Source organism: Acinetobacter sp. YH12094, assembly GCF_013419295.1.
In the GTDB taxonomy this organism is placed as follows: Bacteria; Pseudomonadota; Gammaproteobacteria; order Pseudomonadales; family Moraxellaceae; genus Acinetobacter; species Acinetobacter amyesii.
In genome coordinates, this window is record NZ_VPAK01000002.1 from 98,064 (window position 1) to 119,355 (window position 21,292).

Here is a 21,292-nt window from a genome sequence, read left to right on the forward strand (position 1 = left end):
AGGTTGACAAAAAGAATTATTATTTTTTCTAGTGTAGTCTATTTTTTTCAGGCTTAAGCGCTAAATACAATAAAATAACGATTTTACTGACGCTGACGTACCATTTCAAAAAAACAGATCGAGCCAGCAATGGCTACGTTTAGTGATTCTTGACCACCCGGTTGAGGAATCGCAACGGCTTCGGCATGTTGTAATGCATACTCAGAAACACCTTGACCTTCATTGCCTAAAATCCACACACATTGTTTGCGTAAATTTTTGCTATATAGGTTTTCAGACTGATGTGAGCTTGTTGCATACACTGGAATTTTGAATTTCGTCAAAATATCTTCAAGGGCAATATTTTCAAAGGTATTTAATGAAAAATGTGCGCCCATACCTGCGCGTAATACACGCGGTGACCAGAGCGATGCAGAGCCTTTGGTACAAACAACTTGTTCAATACCTGCTGCGGCAGCAGAACGGAGTAGGGTGCCTACATTTCCTGGGTCTTGAATGTTGTCTAAAATTAAGGTGTCTTCACTGAAGTTAAGCGCTTCACTAGAACTTGGTAAATCCACAATCGCTAAGCAAGCAATAGATGTTCCAAGTGTACTGATATCTTTATATAAAGATTCACTTAGAATGAACACAGCACCTTGATATTGTTCCGCAATGCGGTCGAAATCGGCATGGTTAATTGCTTGTTCAGTGGTGAAAATCGATTTGATTGGACGTTTTGAGTCTAACCATGACAACACCAAGTGTGTGCCTTCCAAAACAGTTTGACCTTGTTTTTTACGGTAGGCATTTTGTTCGATTAAGCCACGGAGGTGCTTAATTTTCGGGTTGTCTTTTGATTCGAGATAAATCAGAGCCATGAGGGAGATATCCACGAAAGTCAGCAAAAATACTGACTTTCGTTATAAGAAATTAATTATGGTATGACGTAACTAGGTCAACTTCGTTTTTAGAACCAATAATCACAGGAACACGTTGATGAAGTTCTGATGGTTGGATGTCTAGAATGCGGACACGGCCTGTTGTAGAAGCACCGCCAGCTTGTTCCATCAACATACTCATTGGGTTTGCTTCGTACATTAAACGTAGACGACCTGCTTTTTTCGGATCTTTGAAGTCGTATGGGTACATGAAGATACCGCTACGGCAAAGAATACGATGAATATCACCCACCATGCATGCGACCCAACGCATATTGAAGTCTTTTTCACGCGGGCCAGTTTTACCTGCAAGAAGTTCGTCGATATAACGTTTTACAGGTTCTTCCCAGTGACGCTGGTTCGATGCATTAATTGCATATTCTTTAGTATCTGCTGCAACCGCAATCGCATCTTTAGTTAATAAGAATTCTTTGCTTTCTGGATCAAAAGTAAAAAAGACTACGCCAGCACCGACAGTTAGAGCCATCATTGTTGATGGGCCATACAGTACATAACCTGCAGCCGCTTGGTTAACACCCGCTTGCATGAAATCTTCAGCTTGTGTTACGGCATTTTTTGCAGGAAGAATTGAGAAAATTGTGCCAACACACATATTGATATCAATGTTGCTTGAACCATCTAATGGGTCAAACAAGACAAGATAATCGCCATTTTCTTGAGCTGGCGTGAATTCATCTAATTCTTCAGAAGCCAAACCACCGACATGTGGATGAACTTTCAATGCATCGATGAGGTAATCATTTGAAATGACATCAAGTTTCTTTTGTTCTTCACCTTGAACGTTTTCGTGTTGCGCGCTACCCAATACACCAGCCAAAGCACCTTTTTGTAATAGAAGGTCAATGTCTTTGCATGTATTACCAATTGTTTCAATAACTTGTGCTAATGCAGGAGTAAGATTACCACTTTGTTGTTGTAGAAATTGGGAAAGGGTGAGATTTGACATAACCGGAAAACTCCAAATATTAATTTATCAAAAATGATAAAAATGTGATTGTGCAACATTTTAGATGAGAACGAAGGAAAAGAAAAATTAAACTAGACTATTTGTCGTGATTTTACCCTTGCAAGTCCTGAATAACATGCTATGTTGAATCTAATGTATAAATCGAAAGACAGGGAGCACAACAATGACCACACAAAAATTTGATGCGACTCCGACTGCAACTGAGGGATTGAATTTAGACGATATTTCTGCGGATACCGTTAAAGCTGCATGGAGCAGTTACGAAGCAAAAGCAGAGTATAAAAAGTTCAATAAACATGACCTCATTGAGTCGATGCAAACAGAAAAAGAAAATGCTGAACATCCGGAAGCAGAAGCGTAATGATTTGGATTGTTAAGCTAATTTTCTAGTTGGTAAAGCTAAGGATCTCGTTTTAAAAGTCGTTCATTTGCATTTTTAATTGGATATTTTCTTAAAGTTCTAAAGTTGCTAACTGAATTTATCCTGAGTTAAAGGGCTAAATTGAGTTAAAGCAAAGAACGTTGAATAGAACGATGAAAATGAAACAATATAAATTAAATGATACGGGTTAAATAAAAAAGCACTCATTAATGAGTGCTTTTTTATTTAGCTCAGAATTTTTTCAAGTCTTATTTAAGCAGCGGAGGAACAGCTTCGTAGTTAATTTCTACGCGGCGGTTTTCTTTCCATGCATTTTCATCATGACCCGCATTGATTGGCATTTCTTTACCATAGCTAACTGCTTCAAGCTGATTTGGACTTACACCCGTTGTAATCAGGAAGCTTTCAACAGCTTTGGCACGACGTTCACCAAGTGCCATGTTGTATTCACGAGTACCACGTTCATCGGTGTGACCTGTTAAAGCAACGCGTGAGTTTGCATTAGCAACAAGGAACTGTGCATGAGCTTGAAGGGTTTGTAAGTCTTCATTGCTAAGCTCTGTACTGTCGTAGTCAAAGTGTACTACGCGCTTCGCTAAAAATGCTTTATTCGCTTCAGTTACACCTTTAGATGATGCACCCGCTAGGTTTTGTGCATTGAGTGCTGCATCTTCACTTAAACCAGAAGTGTTTACAGTGGTTGAGCTATTTGGGTTTTGTCCTGCTTGTACGTCTGCTGCAGGTTTACGGCTGGCACAACCAGTCATTACTAATGCTGTAGCTAAAACAGGTAGCGCAATCAGTTTCATTGCTTTCATATTGGTCTCCATGACGGTTATTTATGATGTTTCATTAAAAAGTTATTGTTGAATAAATCATGCAGTGTTTATTTCGGTGCCCAAGCTGGTTCACGAACTTCACCTTGTTCACTTGGTAAGTTCATGCGGAAACGACCATCTAAAGACATGATCGAGAGCAAACCACGGTTTGCTTCACGTGTTGCATACACCACCATTTGACCATTTGGAGAGAAGCTTGGGGATTCATCTAAACTTGTTGGTGTTAAAATATTGGTTACACCAGAACCAATGTCTTGAACCGCAACTTTATAGTTACTACCGCTAGGACGATGCACCAAAGCTAATTTTTTACCGTCCGCACTTAACGTACCACGCGCATTGAAAGCGCCACGGAAAGTTAAACGTTTTACACTTTCAGCACTTAAGTTGTAGGTATAAATTTGTGGAGAGCCACCACGGTCAGAGGTAAAAATAAATGATTTACCGTCAGGGGCATAACGTGCTTCTGTATCAATCGCTGTGTCATTGGTCATGCGTTTTAATTGGCGAGTCTGTAAATCCATTTGATAGATTTCAGGATTGCCATGCATTGAAGCGGTAAACAACATCGATTTACCATCAGGTGAGAAGCTTGGTGCACCATTTAGACCACGGAAACTTGCAACTTTTTCACGGCTACCAGTTGCTAAGTCTTGAATGTAAATTGCAGGGCGTTTGGTTTCAAAAGAAACATAAGCTAGCTTTTTAGCATCAGGTGTCCACGCAGGGGACAGGATTGGATCACGTGAAGTCAAAATGGTACGGGGTTGTTCACCATCCGTATCTGCAATTTGTAGGGTATAGCGCTGATCTGGTGTTGCTGCATTACGCAATACATAGGCAATACGGCCGCTGAAGTCACCTGGAATGCCAGTTAAAGCTTGATAGATCGCATCACTGATCATGTGCGCTGCTTGACGGTAACGTGAAGCAGGTACAGTAAGTAGTTCATTTAACAGGTATTGTTTTTTTTCAACATCATACAGTTGGTAGTGAATTTCATAAGAGCCATCTGCCGTTGTTTTTGATGTACCTGTCACGACATAGGGTACGCCCGCAGCTTTCCATGCTTCTGCATTAGGTGAATTTATTGTTGCAGTTGCAGGCAAGTTTTTAGAAGCACTGGTAAATTTACCTGAGCGGTTCAAGTCATTTTCAACCACTGGATAAATATTTGAGTCATTACTAAAAGGCACGATCGCAATTTTAGGTGCTTCTTCAGGAGCTTTAGTGATTTCGAGGTGAAGCTGCGCATGCGTTTGAGTCACTAAAACTGGGCTCAAAGCAGTGAATACGGCTAAGCAAAGAAGATGTTTACGCGTCATTTCCATCATTCGCTAATTACTCTAAAAATGTGAGTTATTGTCTGTATTTGGTTGTGTCACATAATGGCATGATTTTGGGATATTGAAAGCACAACATTATGATTAATCTGTTATTCGTCTGTGAATTCGTGTCTAAATGTTTGCCTATTTTGATGATGCTTAATTATAAAAATATAAGGTTCTGCTGAACTGATGTCCTTATTTAGAGTGGAAAGACATATAAATCAACCGAGATTCACGGAGAGCATCTGGATTATCTGGTAAGTCAAAAGGCGCAGAACGGCGTATGGCTTTTTCAATACTGTCTTTAAATTCCTGATTTAGTGTGTCTCTAATGACTATAGATTGAATAGAGCCTGATGGCGTTAGCGTAATTCTCGTGTGGGATTTTTGCCCAGTTGATTCTGCTGGCGCTTGCCAGTTGCTAAGGATAGTTTGCTGTATTATTTTTTTTGTATTAGATGCAATTTTTTTTGCTTCAGCTTTTTTTTCCGCACTTGCTTCAGCTTTCCGTTTCGCTTCAGCAATTTTGTGTCCTTTTTCGAGCCTGTATTGCTTAGAATCTACATTTGCTGTAGACATGGGGGCATTCGCGGAACTCACCGCTACTTTTTTGGGCGGAATTTGGGCAGCTGTTTGAATGCTGGTAGGGGTTGCAAAGGTTAATGATGAGCCTGCGATTACAGAAAATAGAAACGAAAATTTAAAGAAATACATGAGTTGAGCTCAGTCCAATTGGAAAATTAAAGATTTTGATCGGCAGTATTATTTAGAAATAAATCTAGAAGTGAAGCTTTGCACTTGTTTACGTTCCTCTGAATCAGATGGCATAGGAAAAGGTGCTGCATCTCGGATCGCGGTTGCAATACTGTTTTTCATATCGAGATCATCTGAATCTATATTAATAGAAAGAACGGAACCGTTGTCTGCGAGTTTGATATGAGCAGTTGCAGCTTGCCCCGCAGAACCTATGGGAACATGCCAAGCACGTCTAATTTTATGTTCAAAATCTCGTTTAGCGGATAATCTAATATTTTTTAATGCCTCGTTTTGCTGTTTGGCGTCTTTATCTAATAATTCAGAGGGCGTTTGTGAAATGGCTTCTGGTGACTTCTGTATTTCTTTATGAGGCGCATTAAGATTATTTTTAGGCTCATTTTTTGTTAACAAACTATTAAATTGATTGGCAGAAACATGGTCAGGCATGGTTGAAGAGTGGATGTAAATTGAACGACTTTCAGCAAATGTCTGGGTGCTTATAAATAAGAGTGTCGAAAATAAAAATAATGTTTTCATGTTTTATGATTCGGCCAAGTAAATAAAAAATCCCCACAAGGTTTGCAGGGATTTTAAAAATTAACGTGCAGATGTGAAAGTTGAAGTAAAGTTTCGCGCTGCAGCTCTAGCATCAGGATCGCTTGGCATTGGATAAGGTGCAGCAGCATGTACGGCAGCTTTAATACTGGCTCTCATATCAGGATCACTAGAGTCGACCAAGACAGAATAAACAGAACCGTTATCTAAAAGTTGTACTCGGGCTTTCGCCGTTTTACCAGCAGAGTCAAAAGGTGTATCCCATGCACGGCGGATTTTGTTTTCAAAATCACGTTTAGCAGTTGAGGCAATTTTCTTCGCTTCAGCCTTTTTCTGTGCGGCTTCTTCAGCTGCTTTTTTAGCTGATGAAGCTTTGGCTTCTTCGGCTGCACGTTCGCGTGCTTCGGCATCGGCTTTAGCCTTTGCATCTGCCTTGGCTTTTGCATCGGCATCTGCTTTACGTTTTGCAGCTTCTGCATTGGCCTTGGCTTTCGCATCAGCATCTGCTTTACGTTTTGCAGCTTCCGCATCAGCCTTAGCTTTGGCATCAGCATCTGCTTTACGTTTTGCAGCTTCTGCATTGGCCTTAGCTTTGGCATCAGCATCTGCTTTACGTTTTGCAGCTTCCGCATTGGCCTTGGCTTTCGCATCAGCATCAGCTTTACGTTTTGCAGCTTCTGCATTGGCTTTAGCTTTTGCATCAGCATCAGCTTTACGTTTTGCAGCTTCCGCATTGGCTTTAGCTTTGGCATCGGCGTCTGCTTTACGTTTCGCCGCATCTGCATTGGCCTTGGCTTTTGCATCTGCATTGGCTTTTGCCGTTGCTGCAGCTTTGGCTTTGTCAGCTTCTGCTTTTCTTAATGCATCGGCACGGATTTTTTCAGCCTTGGCTTTTGCATCAGCATCTGCTTTACGTTTTGCTGCGTCAGCATTGGCTTTCGCCGTAGCATCTGCTTTTGCCTTAGCCGCATCCGCTTTGGCTTCTTGTTGCGCTTTTAGTTTTGCAGCTTCAGCCGCTTTAGCTTGTTCTTGAGCACGCTTTGCATTGTCCGCAGCTTTTTGTTCAGCAAGCTGCTGTGCTTTTGCCGCAGCGCGTGCCTGTTGAGCAGCAATCTGTGGATCTGCCTTAGGTGGTTCTGCTGGCTTAGGTGGTGCAGCCGTTGGAATCTCGGGTGCTGGTTCAACGCTAGGTTCTGCTGTTTGCGTGATTTGTTCAGCTACATTTTCATGCGCGGTTTCATCAAACTCTGTGACTTCACGTGTTACAGGTTTTAAATCTTCCGGTTTTACCAAAACAGTGGTTATTTTTTTAGGGGGCTCAGGTGGTTTACTCATGCCCAGATAAAGCAAGCCAACCACTGCAATGACATGCACGCCAAGCGTGAAGCCTATTGCAACAGCTTTTTGTTTAAACGGTGGCTTTTTCAAATTGTTCATAAATTACTTTAATGGCTCAGTCAGTAAACCTACTTGTGTTAAACCTGCATCTTGAAGGGCAGACATGAGTTTCATGACTTCACCATAAGGACGAGATTCACTGCCGTTAATCAGGACACTCATTTGCTTTTTCTGTTCGTTGGCTTCATTTTGCGAAGCAGTTAAAACAGATTTTAGTTCATCGAGTGTGAGTACATCATTCTGATGATTTTTATCTTCGAGTTTGATCGTCCCATCCGCCTCAAGTGTAACAATCGCAGGGCGATCTTCCGCTTGCATAGGCGTGCCATTTGCCTGTGGTAAGTCGACTTTGACACCTGTGGTGATCATAGGTGCAGTGACCATGAAAATCACCAATAGAACTAACATGACATCAATATAAGGTACGACGTTCATGTCACTTTTTAATGGTTTTTTGATGCGCTCAAAGCGTCCAGAACGTTGAATAGCCATTAGTCATTGTCCTGAGTTGAACCTACAGACTGGCGTTGTAATAACGCAACCATTTCTTCGGCAAAAAGCGCACGATCGTTATAAACGGCTTCACCTTTGGCTGTGAAATGGTTAAATGCAAGTACAGCAGGAATTGCCGCAAAAAGACCAATGGCCGTTGCAATCAATGCTTCTGCAATACCCGGAGCAACCGTAGCAAGGGTGACTTGGTCAACATCTGCCAAACCAATAAAAGCGTTCATAATGCCCCAAACAGTACCGAATAAACCGACATAGGGTGCAACCGAGCCAATACTCGCAAGCGCGCCTAAACCATTTTCTAAATGTCCTTGGTCACGGCTTAAACCCACACGAAGAATACGTTCTGTACCTTCAATTGATTGTTCTGCGCTGGCATTACGTTTTTTAAGTTTGAAAAACTCGCCTAAACCTTGATAGAAGACATCTTCAAGGCCAACACGTTTCGAGTTGAGCTGAGCATTGTTGTATAAAGTGTTGAGTTCGGCGCCAGACCAAAAGATTTTTTGGAAATGTTCATCATCGGCCTGCGCTTTTTTATAACTCATGTGTAACTTGGCAATCAGATACCAACTGAATAACGAAGCTAACAGCAGCAGGAGCATTACCAGTTGTACGACAGGACTTGCTTGTAAGATGAGGTCTGAAACTTTGAGTGTTGATTCTAGTTGAGTTGCCATAGTTACTACATGTGCCAAATAATTTTTTTAATCTTGTTCCAATTCTTTCAGAATCAGTTCACGTATTTCATCAGGAAGGCGACGGGGTTTCATCTCTGCACTGATACATGCCAATTCTACCTCACCTGATGCCAGCATAATATCACCACGATAAATATTTTGTTGCAACACAAATGACGTAGCCTTACACGAAACTACACTTGCTGTAACAGTAATCAGGTCATCCATTAATATAGGACGTGAATATTTCACATTAATTTTATGAACGACAAAGTTGTAATCTTTTTGATGCCAATAATGGTCTACACCTGAAGCGCGCAGCCATTCTGTGCGGGTACGTTCCATAAAGCGAATATGATTTGCGTGGTAAACAATGCCACCTGCATCTGTATCTTCAATATATACACGAATGTTGAATTCGAATTTATTCGCCATGAGAGTGTTCCGTCTTTATAAAATCTGAAAAATATTGTTCTGCACTTCAGCATAGAATTAGAGCATTTAAAAATGGCGATAATTCAATGATTCGTCAAGTGCTTCAATGACGGGCAGTTTAGCACCGTGAGTCATCAGTCCAATGGCACAAGGTTTCAACTCACGTAAATCTTTAACTTTCGTAGTTGTCATTATTGGTTAAAAAAGAGACTACTTTTAATTTGTTTGTTCATCTAATTTAAATTTTGCATCGACAAAATCCTGTAGATGAGCTGCTAAATATCCCGCAATATGAAAGTGAGTTTCTTCCATTTTCTTTTTCTGTTGCTTTGGGAGTAATGCCTTTAAAGATTCATACATATACGTTAAGCAGCAAAAGCCAAGGCCAATAACTAACATAAGTAAAAGTTTATTAGCTAGATCTATCCAGAAAAACACATAAACGAGTATGACTAAAGCAAAGAATGAGAGGCTGAAATAAAATGTATTAATTTTTGCTGGCTTAAAGTTTTCCTTGACCAAAACTTGTACGTCGTCGTGATAGTACGTCCCAATAAAAATGAGGGCAGAAGTATAGTTGAAGCTCAGGTTTTTTATACGATATGCAGAAGGCGATTGTTTAATAGTTAAGATATTATCTTCACTTACTTCTATGGTTTCTTTGCTAAGAATGTTTTCACATTCGACAGTGATAAAATAATTGTATTCGGTGTGGAATAAACTTTCAAAATCACTCATTTGTTTAGGGCTAAATGAACTGATGGGTTGTTCTCTGGGAATGTTTTCAATGGCACTGTCTAATGGAAGGTTTTGAATGTATTCGCTATTAATTTTGTTAATTATTCTATTCTCAAGATTTATCATTTTAGTTTGCTGTTTGTAGTGGATTGAATTTATTTAAAAATTTAAATAAACATTCAGGGAGAATTTAACTCCCTGAAGTCGTTTGGTGAATAATCAGCTATTTATCTTTAGGTTCGGGAGGCGTCATCCCAAACTGTAAATACGCCATATTGGTGGCAATACGCCCACGTGCAGTACGCATGACATAGCCTTGCTGAATGAGGTAGGGTTCGATCACATCTTCAAGCGTACCTGAGTCTTCTGCCATAGCTGCAGCTAGAGCTTCTACACCTGCAGGGCCACCATCAAAACGCTCTAGAAGCATTGATAAATAACGACGGTCTAGCGTATCTAAACCATCTTTATCAACATTTAGCATGTCCAAAGCACGTTGCGCCATTTCTTGGGTCACTTCGCCTGTACCTTTGACTTGGGCATAATCTCGAACACGGCGTAATAAACGGTTGGCAATACGTGGCGTACCACGTGCACGGCGTGCAACTTCTTGAGCACCTTCGGCAGTCATGGGTACATCCATCAAGTTTGCAGATCGAGTCACAATATGCGTTAAGTCTTTGACAGAATAAAACTCTAAACGTTGCACAATCCCGAAACGATCACGCAAAGGTGAGGTGAGTAGTCCCGCACGTGTGGTTGCTGCAACTAATGTAAATGCAGGTAAGTCGAGTTTGATAGAACGGGCAGCTGGTCCTTCACCAATCATGATATCCAACTGATAATCTTCCATGGCTGGATATAAAATTTCTTCAATCACCGGTGAAAGACGATGAATTTCGTCAATAAACAGTACGTCACCTTCTTCAAGGTTGGTCAGCATTGCAGCTAAGTCACCTGCACGTTCAAGAACAGGGCCAGAAGTGGATTTTAGGTTACCACCCATCTCACGGGCAATAATATTGGCCAGTGTGGTTTTACCTAAACCCGGTGGGCCAAAAATTAAGGTGTGATCGAGTGCTTCTTCACGGCCACGTGCAGCACCAATAAAGATTTCCATTTGTTCACGGACGACAGGCTGCCCGATGTAGTCATCGAGGGATGTTGGACGGATGGCACGGTCGAAGTGGTCTTCGGGTTTTTCTGAACCACTGATAAGACGGTCTTGCATATAATTAAATCAATCTCTGGCTGAACTTTCGAGGCACAGCCTCAAGTTGTGATTTGTGTTTAGGTGCCATTGTGTAGGCATTGCTTTACTTTTGAAAGATCAAAAGTAACAAAAATCTTGTGTTGGATTGAGGATATATCCTTATATCCCAATCCAACATGGCGACATCCATGTCGCCTTCGTGTATCCAATTTAGGTGTATTGGTATGTCTATTTGAATTATTTATTCATCGACTTAAGTGCTGCACGGATAATGTCGCTGGCTTCAGTATAATCAGCTTTGACGGCATTAATTAGCTTTTGTGCTTCAATTGGTTTGTAACCTAATGATTGCAATGCAGCTTCAGCTTCAGCAACGGCAGAATTACCAGTAAATTGGATTTGCTCCGAAGTTGAATTGCTTGGTACTGTGCCAGATGACATCGCTTTAAAACGGTCACGAAGTTCAATCATCAAGCGTTCTGCGGTTTTTTTACCTACACCCGGAACTTTGACTAAAGTGTTTACATCTTCATGTTCAACCGTGTGAATCAGCATTTCAACACTTAATGTTGATAAAATACCCAGTGCCATTTTAGGGCCTACGCCGTTAACTTTTAAAAGTGTGCGAAAAATCAGTTTTTCTTGAGCATTGCTAAATCCATACAGCAGTTGTGCATCTTCACGAACAGCCAGATGTGTCCACAGGGTAATTTTTTGACCTTTCTGTAGTTGGCAAAATGTAGAAAGCGGAGTGTCAATTTCGTAGCCTACGCCATTTACATTGAGTAATACTGTTGGTGCTTCCAATGCTAGCACTTCGCCAATTAAGCATCCGATCATGTCATTTATTCACTTTATTTCAGTTTAGTCTGAGCTATTTGCTCAATTTCAATTTGTTGTCAGATTAGCGTGAAGGATAGTGAATTGCTAGCCTTCGATATTTTTAATGGTTTAAAAGAAACCAACTTTATTCCCTTGTAACTCTTGCGCTAAATTATAGGCTTGATGGTCTGAAAACTTAGAGATGATATCGAGTACTTGCATAATATTGTCATAATGCGACATACCAAAATGTGCTCCTGAACGATGTAAAATAGACATCAATCGTTGCTCTTTAAAGCTCAAAGTTTTATTGGGCGTGGTCAGTGGAATAAAGGCATCCAAAATATTTTGCAAACTTTGGTGTGCAATAATTTCCAAACCTGCCTTATGCGGATGTTCAAAGATTTTATCACGAGCCAGTTCTTTGGCACGGTTAATCCCGATTTCAATATCTTCACTGCAATATTGCAATAAACTGCCTTTAAGTTGGCCAGACAAAATTTCATTATGATGACGTGCAAAAGCTGTAGTTACTTCTTCAACCAAACGCTTCATCACACGGCCACGCAAAGCGGCAATTTTCTGCTGCCATGTGGTATCCGTCATTGCAAGTTCGGCAGGAATACCATAATCACCAATCAGGTCAAGGAAAATTGGCTCAACTTCATTATAACTCAACATATTGAGAATAATGCCATCTTCCAAATCAATCAGGGCATAACAAATATCATCTGCGGCTTCAAGCAAATAGGTCAACGGATGACGACAGTAGTGATATTCGCCCAGTTGAATTAAACCCAATTGTTCTGCAATTTGCTGCAAGATTTCTTTTTCTGCTTGATAACAACCAAACTTTGCTCGTTGGCTTGCAGGTTTATTGCCTTGCGATGCAATGGTTTTTGAAAGCCACGGGTATTTTAAATATGCACCTAAAGTTGCATAGGTTAAACGCATACCACCATCATTCGGGTGATAGTCAATTTTAGTCAGTAAACGTAAGCCTTGTGCATTACCTTCAAACTGACGCACATCGGCTTCTTCTTCAGGGCTTAAGTCCTGTAAAAAGTCTGTATGTGATGCATCATCAAACCATTCGCGAATGGCATATTCACCAGCATGCCCAAAAGGCGGGTTGCCAATATCATGTGCCAAGCACGCAGCTTGAATAATTGCACCAACATCTGCAGGCGAAATCCACATTGGCAATTCATCTTTAATTTTTTCAGCCGCCAGCATCCCCAATGAACGTCCAATACAAGACACTTCTAAAGAGTGAGTCAGGCGAGTATGAATACCATCGTGTTGGGTGAGGGGATGGACTTGGGTCTTGCGGTTTAATTGTCGAAAGCTTTGCGAAAAAATAATGCGGTCGTAGTCTTTGTGGAAGGGGCTACGTGCCTGTTCAGAACTGTGTTTATTGCTACCAATACGAACTGTAGAAAGAAGTTCAAGCCAACGCATTTGAGTCATTTATCATTATTCAATTATTACTTGAATTGAATAATGCCAAACTTAGCAGAAAAGCACTAGTGTGGGACGACACAACTTGTCTTAAAAGATGTATGAGTGATTTGCCTTAATGAAATGCAAAACAAAACAGAAATTTAAAAAAGGGCTGTTAGTATAGATGGGCAAATTTTACCTTTTATCCCATTTTTTAATTTTTAATGAGAATAATTTAAATGTATAGAAAACAATTTCTTCCTACGTTGACTGCACTAAGTTTGGGCGTGACATTTTTTTTGTCAGGTTGTACAAGTTTCAACACAGAAAAAAATATAACGAAAGTGCAGCCAAACCAAAATGTTGCTGCATCAGAAAATAGCATGATGCATCATTTACAAACATTTGAAGAAATTGCAGAACAAAATGGTGGCAATCGTGCAGTAGGTACAGCAGGTGGATTGGCTTCTGCACAATATATTCTTGAACAAGCCAAGAAAGCAGGCTTGCACGCGCAAATGTTGCCATTTGAAAATCGAGAAAAGACCGTTGGGCAAAATATTGTGATTGAGATTGAAGGACAATCCAAAGATACCGCTGTGATAGTCGGCGCACACTATGATTCGGTGAAAATGGGGCCTGGGATTAATGATAATGCTTCAGGCGTTGCAGTATTGTTAGCATTATTACAAGACTATGCGAAGCAAAAGGTAAAACCTAAACACACACTATATCTTGCCTTTTGGGATTCGGAAGAGGTTGGTATTGCAGGTTCACAAGTTTTTGTGAAATCACTCAGTGAGAAACAGCTTCAAGGCATTCAAGCCTATATCAATGTTGATATGGTGGGAACAAAGAATCCGAATATCATGATTGCCGATGGAGACCATTCATCAATTGCAGAAATGGCGGCACAGTTTAAAGCCAATGGACTTGCACAAAGTGATTATCAGCCAATCTTAGACAGCATCAGCCAATTACCTAAGCACCCGCAGGATGCTGCATTAGAACAAAGTATGCGTCAATATTTTAAAACCAATAATATTCAGATTAAAGATGATGTAACGACTTTAACAGCAAGCGATACTTTGCCATTTTTAGGGAAAGTTCCCGTTACTTCACTAATTTTATTTAATGAGCAAATGAAAGGTGATGAACTCGAATTTGCACCGTGCTATCACAAGGCTTGCGATACGATTGATGGTGTAGATGTAAACTCACTGAACTTAGCCCTTAATGTAATTCAACATCTATTGTCAGATTTGAATAAATAAAATGTTTCAATTTCAAATGTGAAATTATTTTAGTCTTTTATGAATTTCAGGTTTAAATCTCACACATTTAGACCTGAAATTCATTTTCAAATATGGTTTTAAAGCTTGATTAAAAAGTGAGTTGTTGTTGAAAAATAAAACATTTTTCTAGTTTGAATATTATTCTTAGGATGAAATGAAAAAATCAGATAATTTTGTGTTAATCTGTGCGACTAAATTCAATTTTATTATTTAAAAATAAAAGCATTGTTGCCTAAACTTCCCGATATAAGCACTACAATTTCACTTTCACATCTAGCTGATTTAACTAATACACAGTAGAATATGCGCTCTCTCAAGTCACATTGTGGCATGGTCTTTTCGATCATCCCGTGGAGCCAAAATCAGCATGTTTATCGTTGCCGGTGCACCTGCACATTCTTCATTTAAGAAAACTCAACTATTATCACGTTTAACGTCAATTAGTTCTGTTCAATCAATTGAAAGTCAATGGGTTTACCTTTTTGACCAAGCGCTCAACGAGCAACAACAGCAATCCGCTTTACAGCTTCTCAACGATGGTCAATCTTTTGAATTGCGCCAAGCAGCAAGTGACGAAGTCCAAATTTTAGTGACGCCACGTGTTGGAACCATCTCTCCGTGGTCGTCTAAGGCAACAGACATTTTTGCCAACTGTAATACACCGGTTCATCGCCTTGAACGCGGTGTTTTGTTTACTTTGAAGGGCGTAAATGCTGTTTCTGATGAAGTAAAACTAGCATTACATGATCGCATGACAGAAAGCGTTTTCAATGCTATTGAAGATGCTGCGGCACTTTTCTCTGAAACTGAACCAAAGCCTTTAAACTCAATTGATATTTTGGGTCAAGGTAAAGAAGCGTTGGTGAAAGCTAACTCTGAATTTGGTTTTGCGCTTTCTGATGAAGAAATCGATTATTTAACCGATGCATTCACAAAAATGGGTCGCAACCCGCATGACATCGAATTGATGATGTTTGCTCAAGCGAACTCAGAGCATTGCCGTCACAAAATCTTCGGTTCTGAATGGACAATTGATGGTGAAGTTCAACCATTATCATTGTTCCAAATGATTAAAAACACCTATAAAGAATCACCTACAGATGTATTGTCGGCATATAAAGACAACGCTTCTGTAATTGTGGGTTTTGACACACAACGCTTCTATCCAAAGCAAGATGCTGAAACAGGTCACCATGTTTATAAGTATAAGAGCCAAGCTGCTCACATTCTTATGAAAGTGGAAACCCATAACCATCCGACAGCGATTGCACCATTTGCTGGTGCAGCAACAGGTTCGGGCGGTGAAATCCGTGACGAAGGCGCAACAGGTCGTGGTGGTAAGCCAAAAGCTGGTTTAACAGGTTTTACCGTATCTAACTTGAATATTCCAGGCTTTGAACAGCCTTGGGAAGAAAACTACGGCAAACCATCTCGTATGGCATCTCCACTTCAAATTATGATTGAAGGCCCATTGGGCGGTGCAGCCTTTAACAACGAATTTGGTCGTCCTGCTTTAAATGGTTACTTCCGTACATTTGAACAAAATGTAAATGGTGATGTAAAAGGCTTCCATAAGCCAATTATGATTGCCGGTGGTTACGGTAACATCCGTCCTGATCATGTAGAAAAAGATGCGATTCAACCAGGCGATTTACTCATCGTACTGGGTGGTCCTGCAATGCTTATTGGTTTAGGTGGCGGTGCAGCGTCTTCTGTAGACAGCGGTAAGTTGGGTGAAAACCTAGACTTTGCATCTGTACAGCGTGAAAACCCAGAAATGGAACGCCGTTGCCAAGAAGTGATTGATGCGTGCTGGCGCATGGAAGATCATAACCCAATCGTGTCTGTACATGACGTAGGCGCGGGCGGTATCTCAAATGCAATGCCTGAACTTGTGAACGATCACGAGTTAGGTGCGGTACTTGATCTGCGTAAAATTCCATCGCTTGAAAAAGGCATGTCTCCGATGGAGATCTGGTCGAATGAAGCGCAAGAACGCTATGTATTGGCAATCCGTCCATCATCTTTAGAACTCTTTGAATCACTATGTGCACGTGAACGCTGTCCATTCGCCGTACTAGGTGAAGCGACTGAAGCGCGTCATTTGACTGTTGAAGATCCATTATTCGGCAACAAAGCTGTGGATATGCCAATGCAAGTGATGCTTGGCGGCACACCGCGCATGAGCCGTTCATACGAAACGATTGAACGCAAAGGCGATGACTTTGATGCGTCTAAAGTGACTGATCTAAAAGATGCAATTTACCGCGTTCTTAAGAATCCAACTGTTGCATCTAAATCGTTCTTAATCACCATTGGTGACCGTTCGATTACAGGTATGGTTGCACGTGATCAGTTCGTCGGTAAGTGGCAAGTGCCTGTAGCGGATGCTGCGGTAACAACAACTAGCCTTGTAGGTTATACAGGTGAAGCAATGGCAATGGGTGAACGTCCGCCAGTTGCATTGTTAAATCCTGCTGCGTCTGCACGTTTATCAGTAGCAGAGTCCATTTCAAACATCATGTCTGCAAAAATCGACCAGATCAGCGACATTAAATTGTCTGCAAACTGGATGGCTGCTGCAGGTCAACAAGGTGAAGACCAAGCATTATTCGAAGGTGTTAAAGCCATCGGTATGGAAATGTGTCCTGCACTAGGTATTGCAATTCCAGTAGGTAAAGACTCATTGTCTATGCGTACAACGTGGAATGACGAAGGCATCGATAAATCTGTAACTTCTCCAATGTCAGGCGTGATCACTGCATTTGCACCTGTGACTGATGTTCGCAAAACATTGACACCTGAATTGAAAAATATCGAGTCTGTACTGGTACGTATTGATTTGTCTAAAGGTCAATTCCGTCTTGGCGGTTCGATCCTTGCTCAGGTTTATAAAGCAATTGGTTCTGTAACACCTGACGTAGACAGCTTCGATGACTTCAAAGCATTCTTTGCATTGGTTCAAGACTGGAACAACCGTGGTCTAATCAAGGCTTACCATGACATCGGTGATGGCGGTCTGCTGGCAACTGTTGCAGAAATGATGTTTGCTTCACGCCTAGGTGTAGCACTTGAAGATCAATCTACTGCAAGCTTGTTTGCAGAAGAAATTGGTGCAGTGCTTCAAATCAGCAAAGCGGATTGGGCTGCCTTAGAAGCTGAAGTTGCAGCGTCTAGCCTTAAAGATGCAATTGCGGTTGTAGGTACTGTAAATGATACAGATATTTTAACTGTAAATGGTTTGTGCTTAGACCGTGCTGAATTACAGCAAGCATGGACAGAAGTGTCACATCAAATCCAACGTCTGCGTGACAACGTAGAAACTGCGGATCAAGAATATGCGCTGATTGCTGACAAATCACATGCAGGTTTAATTGCAAAACCAACATTTGATTTGAACGAGCCTATCGAAGCACCGTACATCAATGAACGCCGTCCAAACATGGTGATTCTGCGTGAACAGGGTGTAAACGGTCATGTAGAAATGGCTGCTGCATTCGATAAAGTCGGCTTCAACACTGTAGACGTACACATGAGCGACTTGCTTGCTGGCCGTATCAGTCTTGATGACTTTGAAGGTTTAGTTGCATGTGGCGGTTTCTCTTACGGTGACGTATTGGGTGCAGGCGGCGGTTGGGCTAAATCTGTATTGTTTAACCCGAAACTTCGTGACCAATTTGAGAAATTCTTCAACCGTGATGAAACTTTCTCTCTAGGTATTTGTAACGGCTGTCAAATGCTGTCTCAGCTTGCACCATTAATTCCGGGTGCAGAAGCTTGGCCTCGTTTCCACCGCAATACTTCAGAGATGTTTGAAGCACGTGCTGTCAACGTACGCGTTGAAAAATCGAACTCTGTATTGTTAGAAGGTATGGAAGGTTCGATTCTTCCTATCGCTGTAGCACATGGTGAAGGCCGTGTAGTTGCTAGCGCGGAAAACATTGCAGCATTGAATGCAGGCGATCAAGTGATCTTGCGTTATGTAGACAGCCAAGGCAACCCAACGCAGCATTACCCAATGAACCCGAATGGTTCGCCAGAAGCGATTTCAGGTGTAACGTCTAAAGACGGTCGTGCAACGATTATGATGCCGCACCCTGAACGTAACTTCCGTGCGATTCAGCATTCTTGGAAACCAGAAGATTGGGATCAAGACGGTGCTTGGTTACGTATGTTCCGTAATGCACGTAAATTCATTGGTTAATCTTAGATAGATGAATAATAGAAAAGAGCCGCCTTCGGGTGGCTTTTTTTATGTTTAAAATTTACCAAAAGATATATTAATTATTGTGAATGCTTATTTTTACACATATAATCGCTTTCGATTTTTAACCACCTGCGGGTGGTTTTTTGTTGGTTTTAAATTTTTATTTCTCCCACTGAACTTGGTTTAGATTTTGCTTTTATATTTGTGGAAACATGCTAGTGTGTAATTTATGCACAATAACTATGCAAGATTAAAGACTAGCAAGATAAAAGAAAGATGGATAACTAACGCGTTCAGTATCAACACTCATGATGAGGTGATGACATGATTAAAATAGTAGAATATTCGGCAGTGGATAAGTCTGCGCTGCGTAAAAAGGGCTGGAAGCTTTTTAGTGCAGTCGTGTGTTTGCAGTTGGTGTTTTTAGTTTTGGGTTATGCTTTGCAGATGTAATATTTGAACAATTGAAACCGCCGTGAGGCGGTTTTTTATGTAAACTAATGCATAATTAAAAAACTGCAAAAATTAATAATGAGCTTTAAACAATTTGTATTATTAAAAGATATAAAAATATTTTTACTTTTAGGCTTTATTTTTCCGTCAACATTGTTAAGTGGGTGCTTTCCTATTTTAAAAACGAAGCATCCGAAAATTAATATAACTGTTATCAATGATCAAAATGAAAAGTTGGACGATGCAGAAGTATTTTTAAATCTTACAACATGGCAAGGCAAGTCTTTTACTGAATCTACATTAAAAAAAACACAGGACGGAATTGCTACATTTTCTGCAGAGAAAAGTTTGCAATTTATTCATATATTTCCAGCAAAATATAGTTGGTCGATTTGCGTTTATAAAAATGGATATAGTCAAAATAGTTTTGTGCCAAAAAGTTCAAATAATCGAACACAAAATTTAGTATTGTTGTTAGATAAAGCTGAAATAGGTGTAGAAAAAAAACAACATTGTTGGAAAGAAAAATCCTAAAATATTGAATTAATAAAACCACCCGAAGGTGATTTTTTTGATTAAACAGCCAATTGAATCTGTTTTAACACCGCCTTCAACGTATTTTCATAATCAAAAGCAGCATTAGTACTGTCTTGGTATCGCCAAGCGACATAACCATCTGGACGAACTAAGACAGCGCCTGATTCATGAATTTCAGATTTCGCATTCCATGTACCATAAACGTCACGGTATTCACGAGAACCAACTTGAATAACATCCAAATAAGGCAAATCCAAAGCTTCTGTAGCTTGCTTCCAGCCTTTGCCAGACAAGCCCGTAATTAAGGTAAAACGCCCTTTGCCTGTGATGTCTAAGGTTGAAATTTTTTGGCCTTTGGTATTAATCAACCATGTATGCGGAACTTTTGCCCCCGGACGTGTGGTCGCTTGCAAGTAAAGCTGTTGATCTTTCTCAAAGACTTCCGCTTCAGATTCAGCAATCATGGCATTAGATATATAACGTTGATTCAACTCTACGCCTTGGGCATTAAACTCAAAGTTTTTAATTTCTAAGGCTTGATAAAGCTTTTGACGTATTTCTGCAGCTTGTTCATCTTCTGCAAAAATACGTTGCATCATTTGAGCTTGAGTTGTGATGCCTTGGTCAAAACCAAATACCTCTTTGAGATGCTTATAGTCAAAGCGAGATTGATTGGCACGCGCCACGATTTGCTTGCCAACAGGCGCACGCTCTAATGTATAAGAATCAAGTAGAGTAGGAGCAGCCCAACCTTTAATGGCATATGCCAATTTCCAACCGAGGTTAAAAGCATCTTGCATACAGGTATTTGAACCTAAGCCACTTGATGGTGGATGACGATGCACCGCATCACCACCGCAGAATACACGACCTTTCGAGTATTCAGTTGCCCATGTTTGGTTCACATACCAATAAGACAGTTTTTGAATTTCGACATTTTCAACTTCAGCACCGACAAAGGTATTGAGTCGAGCACGAACTTGTTCTTCGGTGACTTGTGGTTCACCTTTGCAAATATCAAAGCCCCAACCCATAATCCATTCATTCCACGGTGTAATGGCACGGAGTAAGCCCATGCCCAGATCACCAAAGCTCGCTTCAGGGTTAACAATCCATTGCAAAATAGCAGGGCGGTTTTTCACATATTGAGAGAGATCTGCTTTGAAGGTCACATAGACTGTACCCGCGCGAGCCATGATCCCTTCGAGGGGCAAATCAAGCTGTTCAAGGACTTTGGATTTTGCCCCATCCATACCGACCAAATATTTGGCACGTAAGCTGAATTCAGTATTTGTAATACGATTTAAAAAGGTTGCTGTTACACCATGCTCATCTTGCACATGGGACAAATATTCAGTATTAAAATTATAAATTGCACCACGTTCAGCCGCATTTTTTACCAACAAAGCTTCCATTTTCGGCTGAATGAGATCGACCAATGGACAAGGACTGCCTTTAATATAATCGCCATGACGTTCATCACCGGTTCCCCAAGCACTCATACGGGCAATTTCTTCACCGACAAGGCTCGTGGTAATGAGGCTTTCACCCATCTGTTCCCAAGGCGTTGCAATTTTTTTGACCTGTTCTTCGATACTTAAGTCACGTAACACTTCCATCGCACGTTGGTTGGTAATATGGGCCGAGGACTATTGGCTAACCAATTAAATTGGGTAAAAAGCTGAACCTGAATACCGTAATTTGCCAAGGCTAAACCTAAAGTAGAACCTGCAGGCCCTGTGCCAATAATCAGAACATCGGTATCGTATTGCTGTGTCATACAAAACTCCATG

Annotated in this window: 20 protein-coding genes and 1 pseudogene; 5 read left to right on the plus strand and 16 right to left on the minus strand. The window is 40.7% G+C overall.

What is annotated here, in order from left to right; genetic code table 11:
• Positions 1–83: 83 nt before the first annotated feature.
• The gene (locus FTU34_RS02000; RefSeq protein WP_078192042.1) at positions 84–860 is read right to left on the minus strand and encodes an RNA methyltransferase; all 777 of its coding nucleotides are present in this window, start codon (positions 858–860) and stop codon (positions 84–86) included.
• A gap of 52 nt (positions 861–912) precedes the next feature.
• Positions 913–1,887: a class 1 fructose-bisphosphatase gene (locus FTU34_RS02005; protein WP_180034380.1), complete on the minus strand. Its 975-nt coding sequence runs from the start codon at positions 1,885–1,887 to the stop codon at positions 913–915.
• 184 nt (positions 1,888–2,071) lie between these two features.
• Here FTU34_RS02005 and FTU34_RS02010 point away from each other — a divergent pair, with 184 nt between their 5' ends.
• The gene (locus FTU34_RS02010; protein ID WP_078190373.1) at positions 2,072–2,269 is read left to right on the plus strand and encodes an NF038105 family protein; all 198 of its coding nucleotides are present in this window, start codon (positions 2,072–2,074) and stop codon (positions 2,267–2,269) included.
• A gap of 269 nt (positions 2,270–2,538) precedes the next feature.
• On the opposite strand, the gene pal is transcribed toward FTU34_RS02010, so the two are convergent.
• The 13 genes from pal to FTU34_RS02070 all read right to left on the minus strand — a co-directional run bounded on the left by pal (position 2,539) and on the right by FTU34_RS02070 (position 13,034).
• Positions 2,539–3,108, minus strand: a complete 570-nt coding sequence (gene pal, locus FTU34_RS02015; protein ID WP_180034379.1) for a peptidoglycan-associated lipoprotein Pal — start codon at positions 3,106–3,108, stop codon at positions 2,539–2,541.
• A gap of 68 nt (positions 3,109–3,176) precedes the next feature.
• The gene (tolB, locus tag FTU34_RS02020) at positions 3,177–4,460 is read right to left on the minus strand and encodes a Tol-Pal system beta propeller repeat protein TolB (protein ID WP_180034433.1); all 1,284 of its coding nucleotides are present in this window, start codon (positions 4,458–4,460) and stop codon (positions 3,177–3,179) included.
• A gap of 192 nt (positions 4,461–4,652) precedes the next feature.
• Positions 4,653–5,171: a TonB C-terminal domain-containing protein gene (locus FTU34_RS02025; protein WP_180034378.1), complete on the minus strand. Its 519-nt coding sequence runs from the start codon at positions 5,169–5,171 to the stop codon at positions 4,653–4,655.
• 48 nt (positions 5,172–5,219) lie between these two features.
• Entirely contained in the window at positions 5,220–5,750 is a 531-nt protein-coding gene (locus tag FTU34_RS02030; RefSeq protein WP_180034377.1) for a cell envelope integrity protein TolA, read from the minus strand.
• Between the two features lie 60 nt (positions 5,751–5,810).
• Entirely contained in the window at positions 5,811–7,205 is a 1,395-nt protein-coding gene (gene tolA / locus FTU34_RS02035; protein WP_180034376.1) for a cell envelope integrity protein TolA, read from the minus strand.
• Between the two features lie 3 nt (positions 7,206–7,208).
• Positions 7,209–7,658: a protein TolR gene (tolR, locus tag FTU34_RS02040; protein WP_078190369.1), complete on the minus strand. Its 450-nt coding sequence runs from the start codon at positions 7,656–7,658 to the stop codon at positions 7,209–7,211.
• Entirely contained in the window at positions 7,658–8,356 is a 699-nt protein-coding gene (gene tolQ, locus FTU34_RS02045) for a protein TolQ (protein WP_078192037.1), read from the minus strand. Before tolQ ends, tolR begins: the two co-directional genes overlap by 1 nt.
• A gap of 27 nt (positions 8,357–8,383) precedes the next feature.
• Positions 8,384–8,791 (minus strand): tol-pal system-associated acyl-CoA thioesterase, encoded by a 408-nt coding sequence (gene ybgC, locus FTU34_RS02050; protein WP_078190367.1) that lies wholly within the window; start codon positions 8,789–8,791, stop codon positions 8,384–8,386.
• Positions 8,792–8,857: 66 nt separating this feature from the next.
• Complete coding sequence (locus tag FTU34_RS17815) at positions 8,858–8,983, minus strand: hypothetical protein (RefSeq protein WP_257223222.1); 126 nt, start codon at positions 8,981–8,983, stop codon at positions 8,858–8,860.
• Positions 8,984–9,007: 24 nt separating this feature from the next.
• Positions 9,008–9,655, minus strand: a complete 648-nt coding sequence (locus tag FTU34_RS02055; RefSeq protein ID WP_111883948.1) for a hypothetical protein — start codon at positions 9,653–9,655, stop codon at positions 9,008–9,010.
• A 97-nt stretch (positions 9,656–9,752) separates the two neighbouring features.
• Positions 9,753–10,760, minus strand: coding sequence for a Holliday junction branch migration DNA helicase RuvB (gene ruvB, locus FTU34_RS02060; RefSeq protein ID WP_180034375.1), 1,008 nt, complete (start codon positions 10,758–10,760; stop codon positions 9,753–9,755).
• Between the two features lie 219 nt (positions 10,761–10,979).
• On the minus strand, positions 10,980–11,582 hold the full coding sequence (ruvA, locus tag FTU34_RS02065; protein ID WP_180034374.1) for a Holliday junction branch migration protein RuvA: 603 nt from the start codon (positions 11,580–11,582) through the stop codon (positions 10,980–10,982).
• 111 nt (positions 11,583–11,693) lie between these two features.
• Positions 11,694–13,034: a deoxyguanosinetriphosphate triphosphohydrolase gene (locus FTU34_RS02070; protein WP_180034373.1), complete on the minus strand. Its 1,341-nt coding sequence runs from the start codon at positions 13,032–13,034 to the stop codon at positions 11,694–11,696.
• Positions 13,035–13,246: 212 nt separating this feature from the next.
• Between FTU34_RS02070 and FTU34_RS02075 the strand changes: the two genes are divergently transcribed.
• The 4 genes from FTU34_RS02075 (at position 13,247) to FTU34_RS02085 (ending at position 19,496) form a co-directional block, all read left to right on the plus strand.
• On the plus strand, positions 13,247–14,281 hold the full coding sequence (locus FTU34_RS02075; protein ID WP_373686461.1) for a M20/M25/M40 family metallo-hydrolase: 1,035 nt from the start codon (positions 13,247–13,249) through the stop codon (positions 14,279–14,281).
• A 388-nt stretch (positions 14,282–14,669) separates the two neighbouring features.
• Positions 14,670–18,506, plus strand: a complete 3,837-nt coding sequence (gene purL, locus FTU34_RS02080) for a phosphoribosylformylglycinamidine synthase (RefSeq protein ID WP_180034371.1) — start codon at positions 14,670–14,672, stop codon at positions 18,504–18,506.
• Between the two features lie 327 nt (positions 18,507–18,833).
• Positions 18,834–18,962: a KGW motif small protein gene (locus tag FTU34_RS17820; RefSeq protein WP_257223223.1), complete on the plus strand. Its 129-nt coding sequence runs from the start codon at positions 18,834–18,836 to the stop codon at positions 18,960–18,962.
• A 78-nt stretch (positions 18,963–19,040) separates the two neighbouring features.
• On the plus strand, positions 19,041–19,496 hold the full coding sequence (locus FTU34_RS02085; RefSeq protein WP_180034370.1) for a hypothetical protein: 456 nt from the start codon (positions 19,041–19,043) through the stop codon (positions 19,494–19,496).
• A gap of 41 nt (positions 19,497–19,537) precedes the next feature.
• On the opposite strand, the pseudogene FTU34_RS02090 reads toward FTU34_RS02085, so the two are convergent.
• Positions 19,538–21,279 (minus strand): annotated as a pseudogene (locus FTU34_RS02090) (FAD-dependent monooxygenase).
• Positions 21,280–21,292 lie beyond the last annotated feature (13 nt).